14 protein-coding genes are annotated in these 21,999 nt (G+C 60.4%); 8 read left to right on the top strand and 6 right to left on the bottom strand.

The features are described from left to right. Positions 1 to 159: 159 nt before the first annotated feature. From lon to AC3WJW_RS10985, 3 genes are all read right to left on the bottom strand, one after another. Positions 160 to 2,577, bottom strand: a complete 2,418-nt coding sequence (gene lon / locus AC3WJW_RS10975) for an endopeptidase La (protein WP_493725988.1) — start codon at positions 2,575 to 2,577, stop codon at positions 160 to 162. Between the two features lie 314 nt (positions 2,578 to 2,891). Then, a complete protein-coding gene (locus tag AC3WJW_RS10980) occupies positions 2,892 to 5,303 on the bottom strand; it encodes a glucose/quinate/shikimate family membrane-bound PQQ-dependent dehydrogenase (protein WP_493725989.1) in 2,412 nt (803 codons plus the stop codon). Positions 5,304 to 5,524: 221 nt separating this feature from the next. Next, a complete protein-coding gene (locus tag AC3WJW_RS10985) occupies positions 5,525 to 6,907 on the bottom strand; it encodes a carbohydrate porin (RefSeq protein WP_493725990.1) in 1,383 nt (460 codons plus the stop codon). Between the two features lie 294 nt (positions 6,908 to 7,201). Between AC3WJW_RS10985 and AC3WJW_RS10990 the strand changes: the two genes are divergently transcribed. Beyond that, positions 7,202 to 7,432, top strand: a complete 231-nt coding sequence (locus tag AC3WJW_RS10990) for a VF530 family protein (RefSeq protein ID WP_007975135.1) — start codon at positions 7,202 to 7,204, stop codon at positions 7,430 to 7,432. 2 nt (positions 7,433 to 7,434) lie between these two features. Then, entirely contained in the window at positions 7,435 to 8,076 is a 642-nt protein-coding gene (locus AC3WJW_RS10995; protein WP_493725991.1) for a Pr6Pr family membrane protein, read from the top strand. A gap of 150 nt (positions 8,077 to 8,226) precedes the next feature. Here AC3WJW_RS10995 and AC3WJW_RS11000 read toward each other — a convergent pair whose 3' ends face one another. Together AC3WJW_RS11000 and AC3WJW_RS11005 are read right to left on the bottom strand one after the other, a co-directional pair. Continuing rightward, positions 8,227 to 9,012 (bottom strand): siderophore-interacting protein, encoded by a 786-nt coding sequence (locus AC3WJW_RS11000; RefSeq protein ID WP_493725992.1) that lies wholly within the window; start codon positions 9,010 to 9,012, stop codon positions 8,227 to 8,229. Further along, positions 9,009 to 9,584, bottom strand: a complete 576-nt coding sequence (locus AC3WJW_RS11005; protein WP_493725993.1) for a PadR family transcriptional regulator — start codon at positions 9,582 to 9,584, stop codon at positions 9,009 to 9,011. The genes AC3WJW_RS11000 and AC3WJW_RS11005 overlap by 4 nt, the downstream gene beginning before the upstream one ends. 519 nt (positions 9,585 to 10,103) lie before the next feature. Here AC3WJW_RS11005 and AC3WJW_RS11010 point away from each other — a divergent pair. The 6 genes from AC3WJW_RS11010 to AC3WJW_RS11035 all read left to right on the top strand — a co-directional run bounded on the left by AC3WJW_RS11010 (position 10,104) and on the right by AC3WJW_RS11035 (position 17,160). Continuing rightward, the gene (locus AC3WJW_RS11010) at positions 10,104 to 10,580 is read left to right on the top strand and encodes a CS1 type fimbrial major subunit (protein WP_102699083.1); all 477 of its coding nucleotides are present in this window, start codon (positions 10,104 to 10,106) and stop codon (positions 10,578 to 10,580) included. Between the two features lie 111 nt (positions 10,581 to 10,691). Then, entirely contained in the window at positions 10,692 to 13,214 is a 2,523-nt protein-coding gene (locus tag AC3WJW_RS11015) for a CS1-pili formation C-terminal domain-containing protein (RefSeq protein WP_493725994.1), read from the top strand. 70 nt (positions 13,215 to 13,284) lie between these two features. Then, the gene (locus tag AC3WJW_RS11020; protein ID WP_493725995.1) at positions 13,285 to 14,511 is read left to right on the top strand and encodes a hypothetical protein; all 1,227 of its coding nucleotides are present in this window, start codon (positions 13,285 to 13,287) and stop codon (positions 14,509 to 14,511) included. A 60-nt stretch (positions 14,512 to 14,571) separates the two neighbouring features. Beyond that, on the top strand, positions 14,572 to 15,315 hold the full coding sequence (locus tag AC3WJW_RS11025; RefSeq protein WP_493725996.1) for a molecular chaperone: 744 nt from the start codon (positions 14,572 to 14,574) through the stop codon (positions 15,313 to 15,315). Between the two features lie 57 nt (positions 15,316 to 15,372). After that, positions 15,373 to 15,867, top strand: coding sequence for a CS1 type fimbrial major subunit (locus AC3WJW_RS11030; RefSeq protein ID WP_493725997.1), 495 nt, complete (start codon positions 15,373 to 15,375; stop codon positions 15,865 to 15,867). A 36-nt stretch (positions 15,868 to 15,903) separates the two neighbouring features. Further along, on the top strand, positions 15,904 to 17,160 hold the full coding sequence (locus tag AC3WJW_RS11035) for a hypothetical protein (RefSeq protein ID WP_493725998.1): 1,257 nt from the start codon (positions 15,904 to 15,906) through the stop codon (positions 17,158 to 17,160). Between the two features lie 63 nt (positions 17,161 to 17,223). On the opposite strand, the gene AC3WJW_RS11040 is transcribed toward AC3WJW_RS11035, so the two are convergent. Further along, positions 17,224 to 21,879, bottom strand: coding sequence for a dermonecrotic toxin domain-containing protein (locus AC3WJW_RS11040; protein ID WP_493725999.1), 4,656 nt, complete (start codon positions 21,877 to 21,879; stop codon positions 17,224 to 17,226). Positions 21,880 to 21,999 lie beyond the last annotated feature (120 nt).

The following is a 21,999-nucleotide window of genomic DNA, read 5'->3' on the forward strand; positions in this document are numbered from 1 at the left end:
AAGTGTGACGGTCAGCCTGTACGGCGGTGTCAGGGAAGACGCCATCGCGAGCAGGCTCGCTCCCACAGTGATTAAGGGGGTACACAAATTCTGTGACCGACTCAATCCTGTGGGAGCGAGCCTGCTCGCGATAGCGGTGGTGCAGGCGCTACAAGAGCATCAGAACAACACCTTCGCCACATCCGCAAAGCGCTTGGCAAAGTGCACGGTAATGCCCTCCTTCAGATACTCCGGCAGCTCCTCGAAATTACCCCGGTTGGCCTCCGGCAGGATCAGCTCGAAAATTTTCTGCCGCCGCGCTGCAATCACCTTCTCGCGCACCCCGCCAATCGGCAGCACATGCCCGGTCAACGTCAGCTCACCGGTCATGGCCACGCCTTTTTTCGGTGGCTGGTTGCGCGCCAGCGACAGCAGGGCGCTGGCCATGGTCACGCCGGCGCTCGGGCCGTCTTTCGGCGTGGCGCCTTCCGGCACGTGCAGGTGGACGAAGGCTTCGTCGAAGAACTTCGGATCGCCGCCATAGGACTTCAGGTGCGAGCTGACGTAGCTGTAGGCGATCTCCGCCGACTCTTTCATCACGTCACCCAGTTGCCCGGTGAGCTTGAACCCACGGTTGAGGGTGTGGATGCGCGTGGCTTCGATCGGCAGGGTCGCGCCGCCCATGCTGGTCCAGGCCAGGCCAGTGATCACGCCGACCCCCGCCAGCACCTGCTCGTTGCGGAACACCGGTTTGCCGAGCGACGCTTCGAGATCTTTCGGGCCGAGCTTGATCACCGCTTTCGGCTCGTCGAGCAGTTTCATCACCGCTTTGCGCACCAGCTTGCCGAGGTTTTTTTCCAGTTGGCGCACGCCGGCTTCACGGGCATAGCCGTCGACCAGCGCCTTGAGCGCGCTGTCGCTGATGCTCAGGCTGCCCTTGGACACGCCGGCTTTCTCAAGCTGCTTGGGCCACAGGTGACGCTTGGCGATGGCGACTTTTTCTTCGGTGATGTAGCCCGACAGGCGAATCACTTCCATGCGGTCGAGCAACGGGCCGGGGATCGAGTCGAGGGTGTTGGCGGTGCACACGAACAAAACCTTCGACAGGTCCATCCGCAGGTCCAGATAGTGGTCGAGGAATTCGACGTTCTGTTCCGGGTCAAGTGTTTCCAGCAAGGCCGAGGCCGGGTCGCCCTGGTAGCTCTGACCCATCTTGTCGATCTCGTCGAGCATGATCACCGGGTTCATCACTTCGACGTCCTTCAGCGCTTGCACCAGCTTGCCCGGCTGCGCACCGATGTAGGTACGGCGATGGCCCTTGATCTCGGCTTCGTCGCGCATGCCGCCAAGACTGAAGCGGTAGAACGGCCGGCCCAGGGATTCGGCGATGGATTTGCCGACGCTGGTCTTGCCCACGCCCGGCGGGCCGACCAGCAACACGATGGAGCCGCTGATCTCGCCTTTGTAGGCGCCGACTGCGAGGAATTCGAGGATGCGGTCCTTGATGTCGTCGAGGCCGGCGTGGTGTTTGTCCAGCACCTTGCGCGCGTGCTTGAGGTCGAGTTTGTCCTCGCCGTACACGCCCCACGGCACCGAGGTCGCCCAGTCGATGTAATTGCGGGTGACCGCATATTCCGGCGAACCGGTCTCGAGGATCGACAGCTTGTTCATTTCCTCTTCGAGGCGTTTCTGCACCTGCGCCGGCAGGACTTTGCCCACCAGCCGCTGCTCGAACTGTTCGAGGTCGGCGCTGCGGTCGTCCTTGGTCAGGCCCAGCTCCTGCTGGATGACCTTGAGTTGCTCCTTGAGGAAGAACTCGCGCTGATGTTCACCGATTTTGCGGTTAACTTCGGCGGAAATCTCTTTTTGCAGACGCGCAACCTCGACTTCCTTGCGCAGCATCGGCAGGACTTTTTCCATGCGCTTGAGCATCGGTACGCAGTCGAGCACTTCCTGCAGTTCACTGCCGGTGGCCGAGGTGAGCGCGGCGGCGAAGTCGGTCAGGGGCGACGGGTCGTTGGGGCTGAAGCGGTTGAGGTAGTTCTTCAACTCTTCGCTGTACAGCGGGTTGAGCGGCAGCAGTTCCTTGATCGCATTGATCAGCGCCATGCCGTAGGCCTTGACCTCGTCGGTCGGCTCGGTGGGCTGGTGCGGGTATTCGACTTCCACCAGGTACGGCGGACGATGGTGCTTGAGCCAGGTTTTCAGACGTACACGGGTCAGGCCCTGGGCGACGAATTGCAGTTTGCCGTTTTCGCGGCTGGCGTGGTGCACCTTGACCAGGGTGCCGTAGAGCGGCAGGGCCGAGGTGTCGAAGTGGCGCGGATCCTCCTGGGGCGTGTCCATGTAGAACAGGGCCAGGGAGTGGTGTTCGGACTTGGCCACCAGGTCGAGGGTTTCGGCCCACGGCTCTTCGTTGACGATGACCGGCAGGACCTGGGCCGGGAAGAATGGCCGGTTGTGAATCGGGATGATGTAGACCTTGTCCGGCAGGTTCTGGCCGGGCAGGGCCAGGCCTTTGCCGGGTTTGTGCTGTGGAGCGCTTTGCGGATCGGCGTATTCGCTCGGGTCTTCGGGGAATTCTTGCTGGTCGCTCATGGGGGCACCTGCACAATGGGTATGGGTCTTAGATGGGGCAGGTTGGCGGTGGTTTCAACGGTCATTTTCTGCAATGCAGTGTTTCGAAGGCGTGTTCAGCGCAGAGACAGGTTAGCTGGATTTTGCGGCGACACTATCCTCTGTGGGAGCGAGCTTGCTCGCGATGGGGGCATGACAGACACCCTTGAAGTGACTGTCAGACCGCTATCGCGAGCAAGCTCGCTCCCACAGGGGGGCGGGGGTGATGTGAAATCTGCGGCCACAAAAAAAGCGACGTCCTCACGGGCGTCGCCTTTTTTTACTGCCGCTGAAACTTACTCGGACAGTTTGTACGCAATCACATAGTCACCCATTTTGGTGCCCAGCGAGCCGTGGCCACCGACGACCAACAGCACGTACTGCTTGCCGTCCTTGCCGGTGTAGGTCATCGGCGTAGCCTGACCGCCAGCCGGCAGGCGCGCTTTCCAAAGCTCGTTGCCGGTATTGACGTCATAGGCGCGCAGGTATTGATCCAGCGTGCCGCTGAGGAAGCCGACGCCGCCGGCGGTGACCATCGAACCGCCCATGCTTGGCACGCCGAGTGGCAGGCCGATAGGCAATGGCGAGCTGTCGCGGCTGGTGCCGTTCTTGCGTTTCCACACGACTTTGCCTGTGGTCAGGTCGATGCCGGCTACATAGCCCCAGGCCGGCGCCTGGCAGGGTACGCCGAACGGCGACATGAACGGGTGCATGATCACCGCGTAAGGTGCGCCGGTGTTCGGTTGCACGCCCGCTGTTTCGCTTTCGCGCTTGCTGTCGGCTGCGACTTCGGCGCGAGGCACCATTTTCGAGACGAAGGCCATGTAGTTCGGGCTGGTGAACAGCATCTGGCGAACCGGGTCGACCGAAACGCCGCCCCAGTTGAAGACGCCGACGTTACCCGGATAGATCAGGCTGCCCTGTTCCGATGGCGGGGTGTACTGGCCTTCGTAGCGCAATTCCTTGAACTGGATGCGGCACAGCATCTGGTCGAACGGGCTGGCACCCCACATGGCTTTTTCGGTCAGTTCCGGGGCCAGCAGGTTCAGGTCCGAACGGGCCTGCGTCGGCGCGGTGTGGTCACCTTTCACGGCGCCTTGCGGAACCGGGATTTCCTTGATCGGGATGATCGGCGTGCCGTCACGACGGTCGAGGACGTACAGGCTGCCTTGCTTGGTCGGTTGGATCACGGCCGGCTTGATGCCGTCGGCGGTCTTCATGTCCAGCAGGGTTGGCTGGCTGCCGACGTCCATGTCCCACAGGTCATGGTGAGTGAACTGGTAGTTCCAGCGCACCTTGCCGGTGGCCAGGTCCAGCGCGACCAGGCCGGCACTGAACTTCTCGGCGCCCGGGGTGCGGTCTGCGCCCCACTGGTCAGGGGTCTGGTTTCCGAGTGGCAGGTAGACCATGCCGAGTTTTTCGTCGACGCTGGCCAGCGACCACATGTTGGCCGAGTTGCGGCTGTAGTGTTCGCCTTCTGGCAGCGGTTCGGTCACGTCAGGATTGTTGCTGTCCCAGTTCCACACCAGATGACCGTCGTGTACGTCAAAGGCACGGATCACGCCGGAGGGCTCGTTGGTCGACTCGTTGTCGGTGACGTGGCCGCCCATGATCACCAGGTCACGGGTGATCGCTGCCGGCGAGGTGGCGTAGTAGCCACCGGGGGTGAACGGGCCGATGCCTTGGGTCAGGTCAACCACGCCGTTTTTACCGAAACCTTCGCAGACCTTGCCGGTGTCGGCGTTGAGTGCAATCAGGCGTGCATCGGCGGTTGGCAGGTACAGACGACGCGGGCAGGCCTGGGCGACGGCTTTGCCGGCCTCGGAAATCACGGCGGAGGCAGCGTTTTCAGACTGGGCGTAGGCCGCTTCGTCGTAGTACGACACGCCACGGCAGGTCATGTGGGCGAAGCCCTTGAAGCCCACCGGGCTCTTGATCTGCGGGTCGAAACGCCACAGTTCCTTGCCGGTGTCCGGGTCCAGCGCCAGCACCTTGCTGTGGGCGGTGCAGGCATAGAGCATGCCGTTGGCCTTGAGCGGGGTGTTTTCGTTGGTCAGTTCCACCGGGTCATCGGCGGTGGGCAGATCGCCGGTCTGGATACGCCAGGCTTCTTGCAGCTTGCCGACGTTGGCCGGGGTGATCTGCTTGAGCGGCGAGTAGCGGTCACCGAATTCGCTGCGGCCATAGGCCTGCCAGTCGCCTTCGGGCATCTGCGGCGCGGTGCTGGTCATGTCCGCGGTGTCGCGGCCCAGTTCGCCCAAGGTCTCGCCCGGGTGGGTGAACTGGCTGGCCACGGCGGTGACACCGGCCAGGACCACGGCCACGCTCAAGGCGCCCGTACCCAGAGGGGCAGGGCCGTTGATCAGCAATGGACGACGGAACCACGGCAGCAGCATCACCACGCCGAGGGCGAACCACAGCGCCAGGCGCGGCACCAGTTGCCACCAGTCGAGGCCGACTTCCCACAGCGCCCAGACAGTACTGGCGAACAGCACCAGTGCGTACAGGCCCAGCGCCGCGCGGCGGGCGGCGATCAGCAACACGCCGCTCAAAGCGATGCCGATGCCGGCCAGCAGGTAGTACAACGACCCGCCGAGCATGCTCAGCTTGATCCCCCCGGCCAGCATGGCCAGGCCCATTAGCAGAAGCAGTATGCCGAGCAGGGTCGGCAACAGACGGCTTCGACCCAAGGCACCATCAGTGCTCATAGTGTGATTCTCCGTGATGTTTCAAGTAGTCCTGCGCCAGTTCACTGTAGATGACGATCCGGCGCGGGCAGGGTTCATAAAACCGGTGTGGTTGACGCAATCCCTGTAGGAGCGAGCCTGCTCGCGAAAAACCCGAGAACGCCGCGGGGAGTCAGGCTCGCAGCGTTATCGTTGACGACCATCGCGAGCAAGCTCGCTCCTACAGGGGTTTGCGGTGTTTTTTAGAACGACGACTGGACCTTGATCCCGCCGATCAGCGCGTCGTCGACCTCGTTCACGCCGCCGGGATGGCGGATGTATTGCAGGTTCGGGCGCACGGTCAGCCAGTTGGTCACGTGCACGCCGTAATAGAGTTCGGCGCTGTATTCGGTGTCCTGGGGCGGCAGGTAGGACGGATTGTCGTAGTCGAAAACGGCATTGGCCTGGTTGGTCGCCTCGGCGTTCTTGCGATAGGCCGGGTTGACGTGGACGCGGGCCATGGCAAAACCGATGTCGTCCCTGGACCGGGCATCGAACAGACCTTTGTAGACGAGACCGGCCTGGACGTAGTTGTCGATGGCATTGGTCTTCTTGTCGTGCATCGTGCCGTTGGCGAACAGGCTCAGGCCGCGGGAATGATCGCTGGCCAGGCTGGTGACTTGCTGCTGGAGGCCCAGCCACATGCCGTGCTTGCTCGAGGCGCTGCGGTAGGCTTCGCCACTCAGGGCGGCAGGCTGGCCGTTGCTGTCCTTGTAGACATCGGTGGCGTTGGCGCTGCTGTAGTAGTAACCGGCGCGGTATTCACCCGGCAGGCCGTTGAGTTTCGGCGTCCACACCAGCTCCACCGGCAGGACCGCGCCCTGGGTGCCGCTGCCGCTGAGCTTGAAGCCGTTGTCGCGATCCAGGTTCGACGGGTTTTGCTCGTACGCGCCGACCTGTGCATAAAGCTCTGGCGTCAGGTGATATTTGACCCGCATCGCCCACTGGCTGACCGGCCAGTTGTACCAGATGTCGCCCGCCCAGTTGCCAACCTGGGAGCCGCAGAACGCCAGGTTCTGGAAGTCGCAGGGGAAGCTGTTGAAGTCTTCGCCTTCGCCGAAACGGCCGACCTTGATGTCGAGTTTTTCGTCGAAGAACTTCTGCTGATACCACATCTGCGTCAGGCGCCAGGTCTGGCCGCGGCCCCAGACTTCCTGGGCCGAGGTGAAGCCGCCGACACGCGGGTCGTTGATGCGGTCGTTGCTGATGTTGTTGCCGCTGCGTTCGGTGATGGTCAGCTGGAACTCGGCGTCGTCCCAGCCGAGGATTTTCTGCAAGTCCAGATGGGTGCCCAGGCCGAACTGGTCGCTGTAGCGGGCTGTGCGGTCGTTGTCGTAACCGCCGTGCAGGTTGCTGCCCATTTCACCGGTGTAGTCGACTTTGAAGTCGTAGCCTTTTTCCGCAAGTTCGCTGCGAGTGCCGTTCCAGTCGCCGAGCATCCACGGTGAGTCGCTATCGAAGGCCGGAGCCGAGTGAGCGCAAGTGGCAAGGCCCAAAGCGGTGAGTCCGCCTATCAGGTTGAAGGTTTTTCGGCAGGCAACAGGTTTGAAGACAGCGCTGTCTTTCGAAAGCTGGAAATCAGGCATAGAGAAGAAATTCTTGATCTTTTTCTGGGGATAAACGGAAGAAATGGCTAGCAGAAGCGTTTCAGCTAAAGCGGGCGCAAGGATAATGATCTGTTACAAATAGAGAAAGTGCTTTTGCTGACATGCAGCCTTTCGGATTTGGTAACAGTGACAAAAGATCGCAGCCTTCGGCAGCTCCTACAGGGAGATCGCATTCCAATGTAGGAGCTGCCGAAGGCTGCGATCTTTTCCGTTTCACCTACATTTAACGTAAGGTGCGCGACTTCCAATTCCCACTCTGCTTGAAGGCCCGGCATGACCGAACACAACATCGACCCGCTGCACGGCGTGACGCTGGAGCAAATCCTCAACGCCCTGGTTGAACACTACGAATGGTCGGGGCTGGCCGAACGCATCGATATCCGCTGCTTCAAGAGCGACCCGAGCATCAAGTCGAGCCTGACGTTCCTGCGTAAAACCCCGTGGGCGCGGGAGAAGGTCGAACGCCTGTATGTGAAGTTGATGCGCACCAAACGACCGCTCTGAACATGGTCAATCAGTGCGCGTTGCGCCGCCGTTTTGTGGTCGTGGCTGCCATGCTCGGCTGGGCGGGATTGAGCATCCAGATGTACCTGATTTTCTATTCGCGCTGGACGCTGGGGGCCAGTCTGATCGGTGGGCTGGTGAGTTTTTTCAGCTATTTCACCGTGTTGAGCAACACCCTGGTGGCGACGGTGCTGACCTGTGAACTGACGTCCCGCGAGTCCGCCGCGCGACGCTGGTTCTTACAGCCCTGGGTCATGAGTGGCGTTGCTGTGAGCATCACTGTCGTCGGCCTGGCGTACAGCGTGTTGCTTCGCCATCTATGGCATCCCGAAGGCTGGCAATGGCTGGCCGATGAGCTGATGCATGACGTCATGCCGCTGCTGTTCCTGGGGTATTGGTGGTTCTGCGTACCGAAAGGCTCGTTGCGCTGGGGGCATACCGCGTTGTGGGTGATTTATCCGCTGGTGTACTTCGCCTATTCGTTGCTGCGCGGGCATTTGCTGGCGACTTACCCGTACCCGTTCATTGACGTGGACAAACTGGGTTATCCACAGGTGTTCATCAACGCCGGGGGATTGTTGGCGGGGTTTGTGGTGATTGCGTTGTGGGTGGTGGGGCTGGATCGGTGGCGCGCTCGAATGTAGGCACTTTTGTGGCGAGGGAGCTTGCTCCCGCTGCACTGCGCAGCAGTGCTAAAACCTGCAACCGGGTTGTGTCTGGATAACTTCGGTTGCTGATTTTGCGACTGCTTCGCAGCCGAGCGGGAGCAAGCTCCCTCGCCACAGGTACGGTGGTCACTCCTCGTCAGTGTCATCCAGCCGCCAGTAACCCACCGCTTTGACGAATTGCTCATCCAACCCATGCTCATCGAGCAACACCCGACGAATCTGCCGCGACACCTTGCTCTCCGTCGCCACCCACGCGTACAGGCTGCCCGCCGGCACCTGGATCTGGCGCAGGGTGGTCAGCAGATTGTCCTTGCCACCTTCGCGCAGCACCCAGATCACATTGACCTCGGCAGCGCTTTCCAGCACTTGCTGCTCCTTGCCGTTTTCCACTTCCACGATCACCAGCGCACGGCGGTTGGCCGCCAGGCTTTCGAGCCGCCGGGCGATGGCGGGCAGGGCGGTTTCGTCGCCGATCAGCAAGTAGCTGTCGAACATGTCCGGCACGATCATCGAACCCCGCGGCCCGCCGATGTGCAGGAACTGCCCCGGTTTGGCCTGTTCGGCCCAGGTCGAGGCCGGGCCGTCGCCGTGCAGCACGAAGTCGATGTCCAGTTCCAGGGTGGTCAGGTCATAGCGGCGCGGCGTGTAGTCGCGCATCTCGGGCAGCGGGCCGTTGTCCTTGCCGGCGCCCAGCACCAGGGTTTCCAGTGCCGCAGTCTGCTCGGCGTTCTGCGGGAACAACAGTTTGACGTGATCGTCCGTACCCAGGCTGACGAAGCCCGCCAGCTCCGGCCCGCCCAGGGTAATCCGGCGCATGCGCGGGGTCAGGTCGACCACACGCAACACTTCCAGGCGACGGCGTTTGATTTCGTGCATGACGCGGTGAATGGATTGCGTGATCACTTCAGTCATTCGGCTTTCTCCTGAACGGGTTGAACGGCCGGGCCGTCGACGATGGCTTTGGCGGTGTTGTTGAGCAGGGCTGCGACGCGCTGGATTTCTTCCGCGCTCCAGCGGCCGTGATGCAGTTGCAGGGCATGGCGCAGGTTGTGCACCGCCTCGTGGATTTCGGCCGGGCGATCATGGCCACGCAACGAACGCTTGCTGACATCGATGCGCACCCGCACACCTTCAAGGGCGACGGCTTGCTCGGTCAGGGACTGGCGTCCGGCGTCGGTCACGCTGTAGCGTTTTTTCCCGCCTTCGGCGTCGCCGGTAATCAATTCGCTTTCTTCAAGAAACGTCAGGGTCGGGTAGATCACGCCGGGGCTTGGACTGTAGGCGCCGTCGAACATGCCTTCGATCTGGCGGATCAGGTCGTAGCCGTGGCACGGCTGTTCGGCGATCAACGCCAGCAGCAGCAATTTCAGGTCGCCGGGGGCAAATACTCGCGGGCCACGACCACCGCGTTCGCGACCAGGGCGTTTCTCGAAGCCGTCGCGGCCGTCGCCGTGTTCGCGGTGGGGGGAATGATGGTCTCTCATTTTTACGTTCTCTCTCGTCGTGTTTAGATACAACTTAAGATATATCTTTACTGGTTCGCAAGACCCCCCGACCAACGGCTGATCACCACGCCAGGCGAAACCGCCACTGAAAATGGCGCTTTCGCGGCGCCGAAAAAGGCTTTTAAAACAGGCGAACAAGTTGAAATTAGTGTTAACTCTCTAAATTGACGATTCACGCCTTAAAACATTGGTTTTGTAATATCCCTCCTACAGAAGTTACTGTGTCGTTGTCGACCTTAGTCGCCAGTGTATTGGCTTTATGTAGTCTGAATCTGACAGTCGAACAGTGACTTTATCAATATTCCTGTATTCTTCTTGCCGCTGTCGCAGCACTTTGGCTACGCCCTTTGAGGAACTTGCCTGCTTACTTTCCAGATTCTTTGAACGATCATCTTTCGGCGTTGAAAGTTGCGCTGGAACATCACTGCTCGTGACTGTTTTGCTTCAGCGAAACTTTCAATACTTAGATCATTTTATTTAAACGACAGGTACTGAAAGATGTTCAAGAAAATCGCATTCGCTGCTCCTCTGGCTGTTCTGGCACTGAGTTCCTCGATGGCGTTTGCCGCCACCGAAGCCAAGCACTCCATCAGCATTGTGGCCCATGTTCCATCCGACGATTTCTACGCGGTGCCGGTTGATTCGGACCTGGTCAACAAAGACCAGGACATGAGCTACAACCCGGGCACTGACTCCATGAAGACCGTCGACGGGCACTTTGATGTGCTGCACACCGCCGGCAAGGTGAACGCCCGTCTGGAAGGCGTGCCGAAATTGATCGCCGGGAACAAGACCATCGACTTGAAAGTCGAGCTCAACGGCAAGACGCTGACCACCACTTCACAGGAAGTTGTTGGCGAAGCTGAATCCAACGTCCGCTATCGCGCACCGTTCAAGATCAGTGCGCTGGGCGGTAAACCTGATGCGGGTGATTACACCGGTGTCGTCATGCTGGTCGTTGAACCTTCCGTATAAGTAACAACTGCGACGGTAAAACGTTTACTTGCTCAAAGTAACGTAACCGGTCGGCAAACTATCCAGTTTGCCGACCGGGCTTTGACTTCCTTGTAATCAGAGTATTTGTTCATGTTCCCGATGACGCCCATCGCGGCAACGCTTGCGTTGCTGTTATGTAGCAGCGCATTTGCGGCGCCGACTTCCGTTGATAATACGCCTCGAAGTTTACTGGCCCAGGCCAAGGGTCTGCCGGCCGATTTCGAGGAGCATTTCTTCGATGTGCCATTGGCCGTGCGGATCGAGCTCGATCAACAACCCCTCGGCGAGGCGATGATCGTGTTATCCCGCGATGACCGGGTCACCTTGCTCGAATTCACCGACACCAGCGACAGCCGATTCAGCGTCGGCGAACGCGACACCTGGGCCAGCATTCTGAAACCCGGCGTGGCATTGGGCACCTGCAGCGGCCAATGCCCCGAGCAGATGCTGGCGGTGCACTACAACCTGGAAAACTCACTGCTGTCGATCGTCACCGAAAACGCCGAGCGCGACACTGAGGCCAAGCGTTTCTACGACCAGCCCGAAGGCGGCAGCAGCGGCCTGATGGTGCGCAACCAACTCAATCTCAACGGCGGCCAGGGTCAGGACCTGGGCGGACGTTATGGCCTGGAGGCCAGCGGCAGCCTGGGCAACTGGAGCCAGACCTTCAACATGCAACTGGCACGCCTTGGCGGGCCGGACGACAAGACCTATCACGCCGTACACGAGCTCTACACCCAGCGCGAACTGCAAGGCAGTTTTTTCCGCCTGGGCTACTTCACCCCCAATTCCGAGGGCCTGAGCCGCCAGCCCCGTTCGTTCGGCACCAGCCCCGACACCGCCGTGGGCGTGATGTACGGCAGTTCCGACAGCCTGGCAATCGACAGCCCCAAACCCAGCGTTTATCCGATCTATGTCACTGCCAATCGCCAGGCGTCGGTGGAGATTTATCGCGATGGTCTGCTGCTCAACACCCAAGCGGTGCCCGCCGGTTTGCAAACCCTCGATACCCGCCCGTTGCCCGGCGGCATCTACGATGTGGAAGTGCGCTTGATAGAGGACGGCCAGGTCACCTCGACCACTCAGGAGCTGATCTACAAACCGACCAACTGGCGCAACGTTGAGGAGCGCTGGCGCTACAACCTGTTCGCCGGCCAGGAAAGCAAACTGCTGAGCAACTGGGATCAACAGGACAGTGGCGATGCGACGGCGGGTGCCGCGATCAATTACCTGCTGCACCCACGGGTCATCCTCGGGCTCTCGGCACGTCAGGTGCGCAACACGCTGCAGTACGGCAGTTCCATCGACTGGAGCCTGGCCAACAGCGTCAGCCTCTATGCCAATCTGTACCAGACCGAAGACCACGGCACCGGCGCCGATCTGCAAGCGCTCTACAACTATGGTTCCGGCAGTCTGGTGGTGAGCCACAACCGCAGCTGGCTCGACACCACCAACACCTTCGAAACGCTGCCCGACGGCACCCGCGTGCGCCAACGCAATGTGTTCACCGGCGAGACCAGCAATTCATCGCTGGCGCTGAACCACCGCATCAGCCGCAAGAGTTCGCTCAACGCGCGGGTCTCCCACAGTGAGGGCAACGTCGAAGGCGTCGGCGCCGATCTGGGCTGGACGCAACGCACCATGCTGCTGGGCAGCGACGCCAGCTGGCGGTTGTCACTGTTCGATCGTCCCGGCAGCTACAGCAGCGGCGACGCGCGCAATCGCGGGGTCGACCTGAGCATCAGCATGGCGCTCGGCGGGCCGGGTCAACAGGTTTCCGGGAGCATCGGCAGCCGCACCGCCCGTGATGGCAGTCGCGACACCAACGCCTCGCTCGGTTATCGCAAAGACCTGCAAGACCACATCCTGCAGAGTGTCGCGGTGACTGCGCTGACCGACACCTACGGCGTCGGCCTGTCGAGCCTGGCGAACTTTCGTACCGACGCGATCAACGGCGACGGCTTTATCCAGCGCTCCTCGTTCAACGACAACTTCACCGGCGGCCTGAACCTGGACAGCACCGTGGTCGTCGGCGGCCAACGCATGGCCCTGACCAGTCAGCATCAAGGACGGGGGGCCGGGATGATTGTCGATGTCGAGTCCGATATCGACGGCATTGCGTTACGCGCCGACGACCTCAGCGGTGGCAGCGCGGCATTGCGTCCGGGGCGCAACTTCATTCCGCTGACAGCCTACAGGAACAGCTCCGTGAGCTTCGATTTCGACGGCAATCACGCGCCAGCGGCCAGCATCGAGCCGGCACGCACCCGTTATCACCTGAACAAGGGTGGCGTGGAGTACCGCAAGGTCTATGTGATGAAAACCCTGACCGTGCTCGGACGTCTCGTTGACCCACAAGGCCGGCCGCTCAAGGGCCACCACGTGATCAACCACGCCAGTCGTGGGGTGAGTGAAGTCGACGGCTTTTTCTCGATGGAAATGAACGCCGGTTCGCCGACGCTGGAAGTGCGCTACGCCGACCAGTTGCTGTGCCAGTTCCGGCTCGATACCGACAAGCACCGTAGTGAAAACAACGTGTTGATGATCGGCGATCTGCGCTGCTCGCCGGATACGTTGGCGGATGCCGGTTTCAGCACGCAGAAGTCAGGTTGAGCGACAGCCGATGCAAAGAATTTCGAGGGTTGGATCAATGATGCATATGTCAGGAACAACGGGCTCGCTAATGAGCCGCTTCACCCTCCTGGGTGTGTTGATGGTGTTGTTGCCTTCATCCGCCGAGGCCGTCACTCAGGAAATCAGGGCGGTGTTCAAACCGGACCCTGCAAATCCTCAATTCAACGAATTCAAGAACAGGACCCCATTAAGTGGTTTTTGTCTTGATAACCCGAGTCAATGCCAAGCTACCAATTTGTTCAGTCTGCGTTTGCCCATTCAATCCCATTCGAATTCGACCATTCAGGGCGGCCATAGCAATGAGCGGCAGGGCGCGATGTTCAATATTCCATCGCAGTGGGAGACGATTACCGTCACTCATCCGACCGCCCCGCCGCAGGTCGTGAAATTTCGCGTTGCCGGAATGGGTGTGGCTTACACGCTACCGCTGCCCGCGCCAGTGCTGACGAACGGGGCAGGGCACAATTATCTTTTTGCAGGGGGGATCTGGAGTTATGCCGGGCCCCCATGCACAGGCCTGGCGGGTGCGGGCAACGACATCGGGTTCAACAGTTTCTGGAGGCATCCGATTGACGCGGGCATCTGCGCCAAGCGAGCGATGTTCGACATTCCCCAGCCCTTCAAGTACGAAACATTCGACTTCACGTACGAGCTCATTACTCCCAACCCCCTGGAAATGGTATCGGGTCAATACACGGGGCAGCATGTGTTTCGAATAGGGCCGAATCAGGACTTTGACCTGGGTGACGTCATGGTCCCGAATGATGACGTCATCGTCCTGGACTTCCGCCTCGACGTAGAGCATGAGCTCAAAGTCGACATTCCGCCCGGTGGCGAAAAGATTCAGTTGTTGCCCGCCGGTGGCTGGCAAAGCTGGCTGGCGGCAGGGCGCCGCCCGGTGACGTTGTCTCGCGACCAGACTTTCAATATTTCCGCCTCATCGTATTTCAAGATGCAGCTGAGATGTGGAGTCAGCATGGATGAGAGGACCCAATGTGCGATTACTAATCCTGCCGAGAATCGTCGAGCCCCGGTGTTCGTCAGCGTCAGCCTGCCTGCCGGCTTGACCGACCTCTCCGGACAACCGGTCCGGCGCCAGCGATTGCTGCCAGGTCCGGAGAATGCCCTGCAGTTCAAACCCGGTTTTTACGTGGACCGGGCACCTGGCACGTTGCATTTCGAGATTCCTCCCAATTATGTGGAATGGATGCTGCGGCCTGGGGTGGCCAGCCGCTATTCCAGCCCTGTTTATGTGATCTGGGATTCGGAAGTCTGACGGGCTGCGCATCAAAAAAACGAGCCAGCACTGTGTTCAATGTCGTGGGATTTTAAGGTTATGAAACGTTTGTTGCTAATGGTGGGTTTGAGCGGGTTTTCCCTGGGGCTTCAGGCCGGGCCGCAAATCAATGTCGGAACGGTGTACGACTATCTGGATGGCGATAAAAGCACCTACCTCAAGCGCGTGTTCAACAGCGGTGACAGCACGGCCTTCGTCAAGGTCAACATTCTGGAAATCGTCTACGACGCCGAGGGCACCCCTAGCGAAGTGCCGGTCAAAAGCGACCCGGGCGCGACATCGCGCGACGGCCTGATGGCCAGCCCCGCGCGCCTGATCGTTCCGGCCAACGGCATGCAGGGCACGCGGCTGTTATTCATGGGCGAGCGCGACACCGAGCGCTATTTCCGCGTGCGCTTCATCCCGGTGGTGCCGGAAAAGGAAGACGAATTCGCGGTGTCCAGCGACGAGCGCGAGGACTACAAAAAAAACCTCTCGGCCGGCGTCAATGTCATGACCGGGTTTGGCACGGTGTTCTTCGTCAGGCCGAACAACAGCCGGTACGACAGCCTGATCGAGAACGGCGCCAGCACTTATCGCATTCGCAACAACGGCAACACGTCGGTGGTGGTCGACGAATTCCGCAACTGCTCGATCAAGCAGGAAAACGAGTGCGAACCCACCACCAAGCACCACATACGCGCGGGAAAAGAGTTCGCGTTCGACAAGAAGCCGGGACGCGAATACCGCTTCAACCTGGTCGAGGGCGCATCGAAAAAGGCCTTGCACATCGCCAGCCAGTAACCACCGGCACGTGGCCGCCGTTGCCCGCCGCTTTTTTTGACGTAACAGGTACCTGAAATGATCAAGCTATCGGCCATCGCCCTGTGGACAGGCGTCGCGGCACTGATGAGTTCCCCCGCATTCGCCGCTCGCGAAGAGCACCGATTCGAAGTGTCGGTGGATATCCCGACCTTGGGTTTCTACGTGATACCGGCCGAGTCGGACTGGATTCATCGCGAGCAAGTTCTGCCGTGGAACATCCACACCTCGACGCTGGAAGGACTGCGCAAGAACTTCGACGTCAAGCACGACACCAGCGCCATCCACGCGCGGCTGGAGAGCGAGCCCTACCTGTCCAACGGCCGCGACGAGCAGAACATCTACTTGCACGTCAGCTTCAACGGCAAGACGTTGAGCCACGACCCGCAACCCCTTGAAGTGCTTTCGCGCGAGCAGGCTGTCGCGGGCGGACGCTTTGCCCTGCAGATCCAGCCGCAGGTGCCCGCAGGCGGGTACAAGCCGGGTCGCTACTACGGCAACGTGAATCTGGTCTTCAGTGCGGCGGCGCCTTGATCCCGGCCATTCGTTGTAATATCGGAGAGAGCTTTCATGAATCTCAATACTTGTCTGCCGGGCTGGCTGTGCTTGCTGGCGTTGTTTGTGGCGCCCTCGGCCGATGCTGCGCATCAGGAAATCAGAGCGTTGTTCACGCCGGATTCGGCGAATCCGCAGCGAAACATCTTCGTCAACAAGACCCCGGTCAGTGGTTACTGCGCGGATTATCCCAGTCAGTGTCAGGACAACGAGACCTTCAGCATCCGCCTGCCCATGCGTTTCCAATCGACCAATGCCTTGCAACCCAATGCCGCACCACGCAGAAACGCGATGTTCAGGGTGCCCGCGCAGTGGCGTGCATTGACGGTGACCAACGCCGATACGGGAGATACCGAGAAAGTCGAGGTGCGTATCGCCGGCTTCGGATCTCAATATTCCCTGAGTGATACCGCCGCCAATCTCACGGGCGCACCGTCTGCGCTGGAAGGTCATCGGCGTTTGTGGTCCGGAGGGACGCTCGGCAGTTGGGTGAATCCGTCACCTCCCTGCCAGTACAGTGGCGTGGGGGCTTACACGGACAGCCATTATCGATTTTTCTGGAAAACCCCGGTCGAAGCGGACTGCGTCAAGTTGGTCCAATTCGAGATTCCGGCGATGTCCTACGAGTATCTGGATTTTGCCTACGAGTTGAGGACGCCGAACCCGCTCGGGATGTCGTCGGGGCTCTACACAGGGAGCCTGAGTTACCGGGTAGGTCCCAATGGCGACTTCGATATGGGCGATGTGATGGTGCCCGATGATCCCGACCTGACGCTGAATTTCGTCCTTGATGTCCAGCACACGCTCAAGGTCGATATTCCTCCTGGCGGTGAGAAAGTCCAATTGGTGCCGGCCGGTGGCTGGCAAAGCTGGCTGGCGGCAGGGCGCCGCCCGGTGACGTTGTTCCGCGACCAGACTTTCAATATTTCCGCCTCATCGCATTTCAAGATGCAGCTGAGATGTGGCGTCAGCATAAATGAGAGGACTGAATGTGCGATTGATAATCCTGCCGAAAATCGTCGAGTCGCGGTGCACGTCAGCGTCAGCCTGCCTGCCGGCTTGACCGACCTCTCCGGGCAACCGGTCCGGCGCCAGCTATTGCGGCCGGGTCCGGAGAATGCCCTGCGGTTCAAACCCGGTTTTTATGTGGACCGGGCACCTGGCACGTTGCATTTCGAAATCCCGCCAGTTTGGGTGGAACAGATGTTGCGGCCTGGCGTGGCAAGCCGCTATTCCAGCCCTGTTTATGTGATCTGGGATTCGGAAATCTGACGTGGCTGCGGCAAACCTGAGCGCACTGTATGCCGTCAGGTTTGCCTCACGCTGCAACCGCTATTACAACCCGGCCCTGCTCAACGCCGCGCGCGTCAAACGCCTGGACAGTTCTTTTTCGCCGTCCCACAGATCGACGAGGAACCGGTCGAAGTTCGCTTCACTTATCGGTTCATCGGCAAAGACAACCGACTCGGGGACCGGCAGCTGGTTGGCCAGATCTTTGAGCCTGTTGCGCAGTGCCGCTCGTTCCACGTCGGTCAATTGTGCGGATTCAACCCATTCGCGCTGGGTGGATCGCAAGGTCTCCAGCAACTCGTATTTGTTCAGATACTCCCGTTTGTTCGCCTCGATCTGAATCGGGAAGGTTTCACCCAGCCAGGTTTCCCAGAATGCCTGCTCAAGCATTTTGTTCACCAGGCCATCACCTTCACCCAGCGCCAGAACCGTGTGGTACGCCTGATCGATCATGGCGTCGGTGACACCGGACACCGGCCTGAACAGCATGCCTTCGGATTGCCAGGGCAGCTGCAAGCGATCAGCCAGGCCGGTCTGGTAAGCCAGATAGACCTCGACATCGTCCGGGTTACCGCCACGACTGGCGACATCGGCGCGGGCAATCTCGTTGACATGCTCCAGTCGCGCGGCGCCTCGGGCGAGGGTGACCAGTTTGCGTTCCAGCTCCGCGGGGTCCGTGGAGTAGGAGTAAGCCTCGGATACGAGCACCTGAATGCCCATGTTGTTGAACAACTGCGCCCCGGCATCGGCGCAATCGACCGGGGCGATGGCCATGGTGTAGAGCTTTTCCCGCAGTGCGGTGTCGATGTAGACGGCATCGAGCATGCGCACCACGCGCTGCCCTAGTTGGTTGCGGGATTCGTCACTGAGTCGATAGTCGGCGGAGTTTCTCGTTGCGTGCACCACGCTCAGGAACCGATGGGATTGCGGGTCGTCGGTCAGTTCAAGCCAGTGGGTCTGCCGGTCTATTCCCCAGCCGGGCACATCGGTCCAGTTGTTCGGATCGGTGGCGATGACGGTCACGTTTGTCGGATTGGGGGAGGCCACGAGGGGCTCCGGCGGCAAATTCAGTGAGCGGCGGACTTCCTGGTATCGCAGCTGGTTCAGCTCCGACAGACTGGCGACATCCAGTCGGGTCCGCGCGATCACCCAGGCGTGTGCCGAGCCGGGGACGACTTCGGGGATCAGCTCGACGGGGTTCTCCCGCAGGTCCAGCAAGAAGCCGCGCGGTCTGGTTTTCGCCAGCGTGCCTTCGGGCCAAGTCGTCAGGCCGGTTTTTTTCAGGCCCACGACTTTCAGCCTTGGCATGCGGCTGATGTCTGGCGGCAACCCCAGCGGATTAGCGTCGAGCCGGAGGATTTCCAGGTAGGTCAGGTCCTTGAGCTGTTTGACGGCGCCGGCCTCCAGCACGATCGTGTTATCGCTCAGTTGCAGGCGTTCCAGGCGGTGCAGGGAACCGATGCTGTGTGGAAGACTTGTCAGGTCGCAACGTCTGGCGCTGAGTTCGCGAAGGTTCGGGAAGGCGTTGAGCAAGCCGTTCGCCTCGCTGGAAAACCGCGTGTTGGCGAGTTTCAGGACCGTGATCCTGTCGAGGAATTTTTGCAGCTCCGGCGGGCGTTTTGACCACCAGGTTTCCAGGTTCAGGAGCTGCATATCGGTAGAGAGATCCAGCGCGTAGCTGTCCGGGTCGCTACGGTTGCCGATGTCCCTGTGCTTTCGCTCGAAGCTCCTGCGCAGGCAATCGGCGATATGTTGGCCGCCTTGATCACGAAAAGCATTGCTGCCCGGCCCCCAGGCGGGTTCCTGCTGGTATTCCCAGCGATTGAGGATTATGCGCAGTTCATCAAGATCGTTTTCCCGCTGCTCGATGGCTTGCATCGGCTCACCTTTGGCGATCAGGGCATTGGCGAAGGCGTCGACTTCGCGCTCACTGAAATCCTCGTGCAGGTCCAGGATACGCTCGTGCAGGGTTTCGCCGGCCCGACTGGTAAACGCACCTCTCAGCAGCAGCAGTGTTTCGAGCTCGGGCACGGCGCGGATGGGCGGCGCGGCGAGTATCGTACGTCGTTCGCTGGCAGGCTCGATCTTGACCATGATCCACTGCCTGAAGCGTTCGCCATCGCCCGGCCCGTAGCCCAGCGCGTTTTGCCCATTGCGCGCGGTCGCCTGCAGCAAGGCTTCGAAAAAACCATCCGCTGCATGGATCGGCTGATTCGACCCGTCACGCACCTCATATTTTCCCGCGTCATCATGAATCAACACCCGGACCCGCGCAGCGCTCTCGGGCCCCGCGCTGCCGCGCAGTTCACCGTCGAATGCGCCTTCCCTGATCTCGACGCGCAGCCCACCGAAGGTGTCGCTGTTGATGCGCAAGGTGCCGAGCACCAGGCGTTCCGTGTCGATGTTGATCAACGCGTCATCGTACAGACCATGGGCGGCGCGTACCGATTGCGTCTCGAATTGCAGTTCCCGCGCCAGGCTTTTCAGGCGCAGCGGCAGGCGCTTTTTCTGTTCGATCTGTTGACGTTCCGCGGCGCTGGCGTTAGCGAGAATGCCTTGTGCCACCGTGTCGGGCAGGTCGGGGAATTCGCTGAACAGCGCAAGGGTGTCGGCGGGTAGCGGGGTGCTGGCCGGCAGCGGTGAACCCAGGCGTTGCAGGGTATCGGTCAGCAATGGCGGCGGTGCCGAGCTGTCCATGTACATCCGCCGCAGGGCGGCCTCATGGGTGCCGCTGATCTGGCGAATCTGTTCCAGTTGTTCATCGTTGAAACCATCGACGCTGTGGCCGAGGCGCCGCATCAGGGTCGAGCCTTGCCACTCGCGCGGGTTTTCCGTTTCGCAGACCCAGGCCCCGTGACCATTGTGGCGCAGGGTCGGTGCGTAGGCATCGAAACGCTGCGGATGGCGGATGCGCTGTTGTCCGGTGAGCGGATCTTCCAGCACTTCGAAGTGTTGATCGTTCAGGCGCAGGATGCGCCGGCCCTGATGCTGGTGAAGACCCTGTGCATCGGGCCGGGCGTGCGCGGGTAAATCCACGTCGGTTCGCTGATAGGGGCTGAGGTCAGGGTTCCACAGACGGGTCTCGCCGTTCGCCAACTGCACCGGTTTCAAGCTTTCGAAAAACGGCGAGAGTTGCGCCCTTGCGGCGTTGCCGATCGCGCCTCCCGCGGCGAACGCACCCAGTTGCACCACGCTTTGCAGCACGCCGATGGCTTGCTCGCCGGCCTCGGCGACGCGGCCTTCGGCCAGATCGACGAGGCCCTCGACCACCTCATCGGTGAGTTGATAGGCGGTGTACGCCAGCATCAGTTCACCCATGCCGGGCACCAGTGGCGTCACCACCAGCAATGCGGCATTGAGAATGTCCGAGAGCATTTTCTCCAGGTTGTCCCACCAGGCCCAGCGGGCCATGCGGTCGGCGTACTCGGTGGAAATCGCGATGTCCTGCGCGTCGTTGAGTACCTTGTTGATTTTTTGTCGGTGGAAGTAACCCCACAGATCGCCGTTGAAAACAGTGTCCCGATCGTTCCTGACACTCGACAGGTGAAATTGCAGGTTGGGGTTATCCACCGGCGTGTCCCGCCAGCTCGGCAAGTTGGAACCGGCCGGGGCCGGTTGCCATTTGACCTTGCTCAGTCGGTCGTTCAACCCGGCAAAGAAATGCCCGCGCTGCTGATGGGGCACGAACTGGCTGAAGAATTGCTGGTAGCTGCCGGGGGCGCTGGCATCGCGCAGCTGGCGTGTCAGTTCGGCCATGAATTCGAGCGACGACGGGTACTGCTTGAGCGGGTGCTGCGGGTCCTGGGGAACATAGGCGATCACGGGCACGGGATCGGTCGCGGTGTTGGCATCAGGGGCGATCAGCACGATGCCGGTCAGGTGAATGTCCATCATCGACAGGTTGTAGCAGTCGACGGAGCGGCCGCTCCAGCGCAGGTTCTTGCGGTCATCGAGCAGTCCCTGCACCAGGTCAAAGGCGTCCTGCCCGATGTCGTTTTTCATCAGCGCCATATGCGCCGCGATGTTGAGCGCGGTCTTGTGGCTGAGGCTGACTTTGTGGCGCAGGACGTTGCTGGCCACCGGGTTATCCGGCAGCAGAAAATCCCTCAGATGTTGCTGGTAACGGGTGCCGATATCCAGTTCGCGGCACAGCGACTTGAACTGCTCGATACTCAGCTTGTGCTTGAGTTGTACCACGCTGAAATGCCCGCGTTCGTCGGGGCGGGTGATGAATTCGGAGTCCTGGGTGAACGCCTCGTCACGGGAAAAATTGTGCAGGGCGGCATCCAGCAGCGAGACGGTACGGCTGGTGGTTCCGCCGGAAAAATCATGCACCCACCATGACGTTTCTGCCGGTGCATACAGTCGCAACCAGGTCTCTTCGACGTCATCTTCAACGCCGAAACGTTCGTTCAGTGCCTGTTGCAACAAGGGTTTGGCGAAGGCGTAGACATCCTGCAGTTTACTGAACGCTCTATCGACATCATTTTGCGCGCTCCAGCCGAGCTTGATCCCCTGTTTCAAACGCTCCTGTAACGCTTTTGCGGCGTCAGCCTGCCAGTCGGGAATGCTTACCCGGTCAGTTTTCAGTGCGTTGATACGGGGGAGTGAAGCCTCTGATAGCCAGGAGGGAATGGCCTGCTTCACCAGGTCGAAGTGAATGCTTTGATCCGGGTCTGAAATTCGATGTGGGTGGGGCATTGCCTGATCGTCCGTTGATCATGGATGGAGCGATCAGACTAGGCCGGCGGTAGCCCCCAAAAAAAGCGCAAAAACCGGTTCGGAACGACGTCGATTGCGCCCCGAACCCGGTAAAAATCA

The organism is Pseudomonas sp. GW821-FHT07G06 (genome assembly GCF_058986625.1).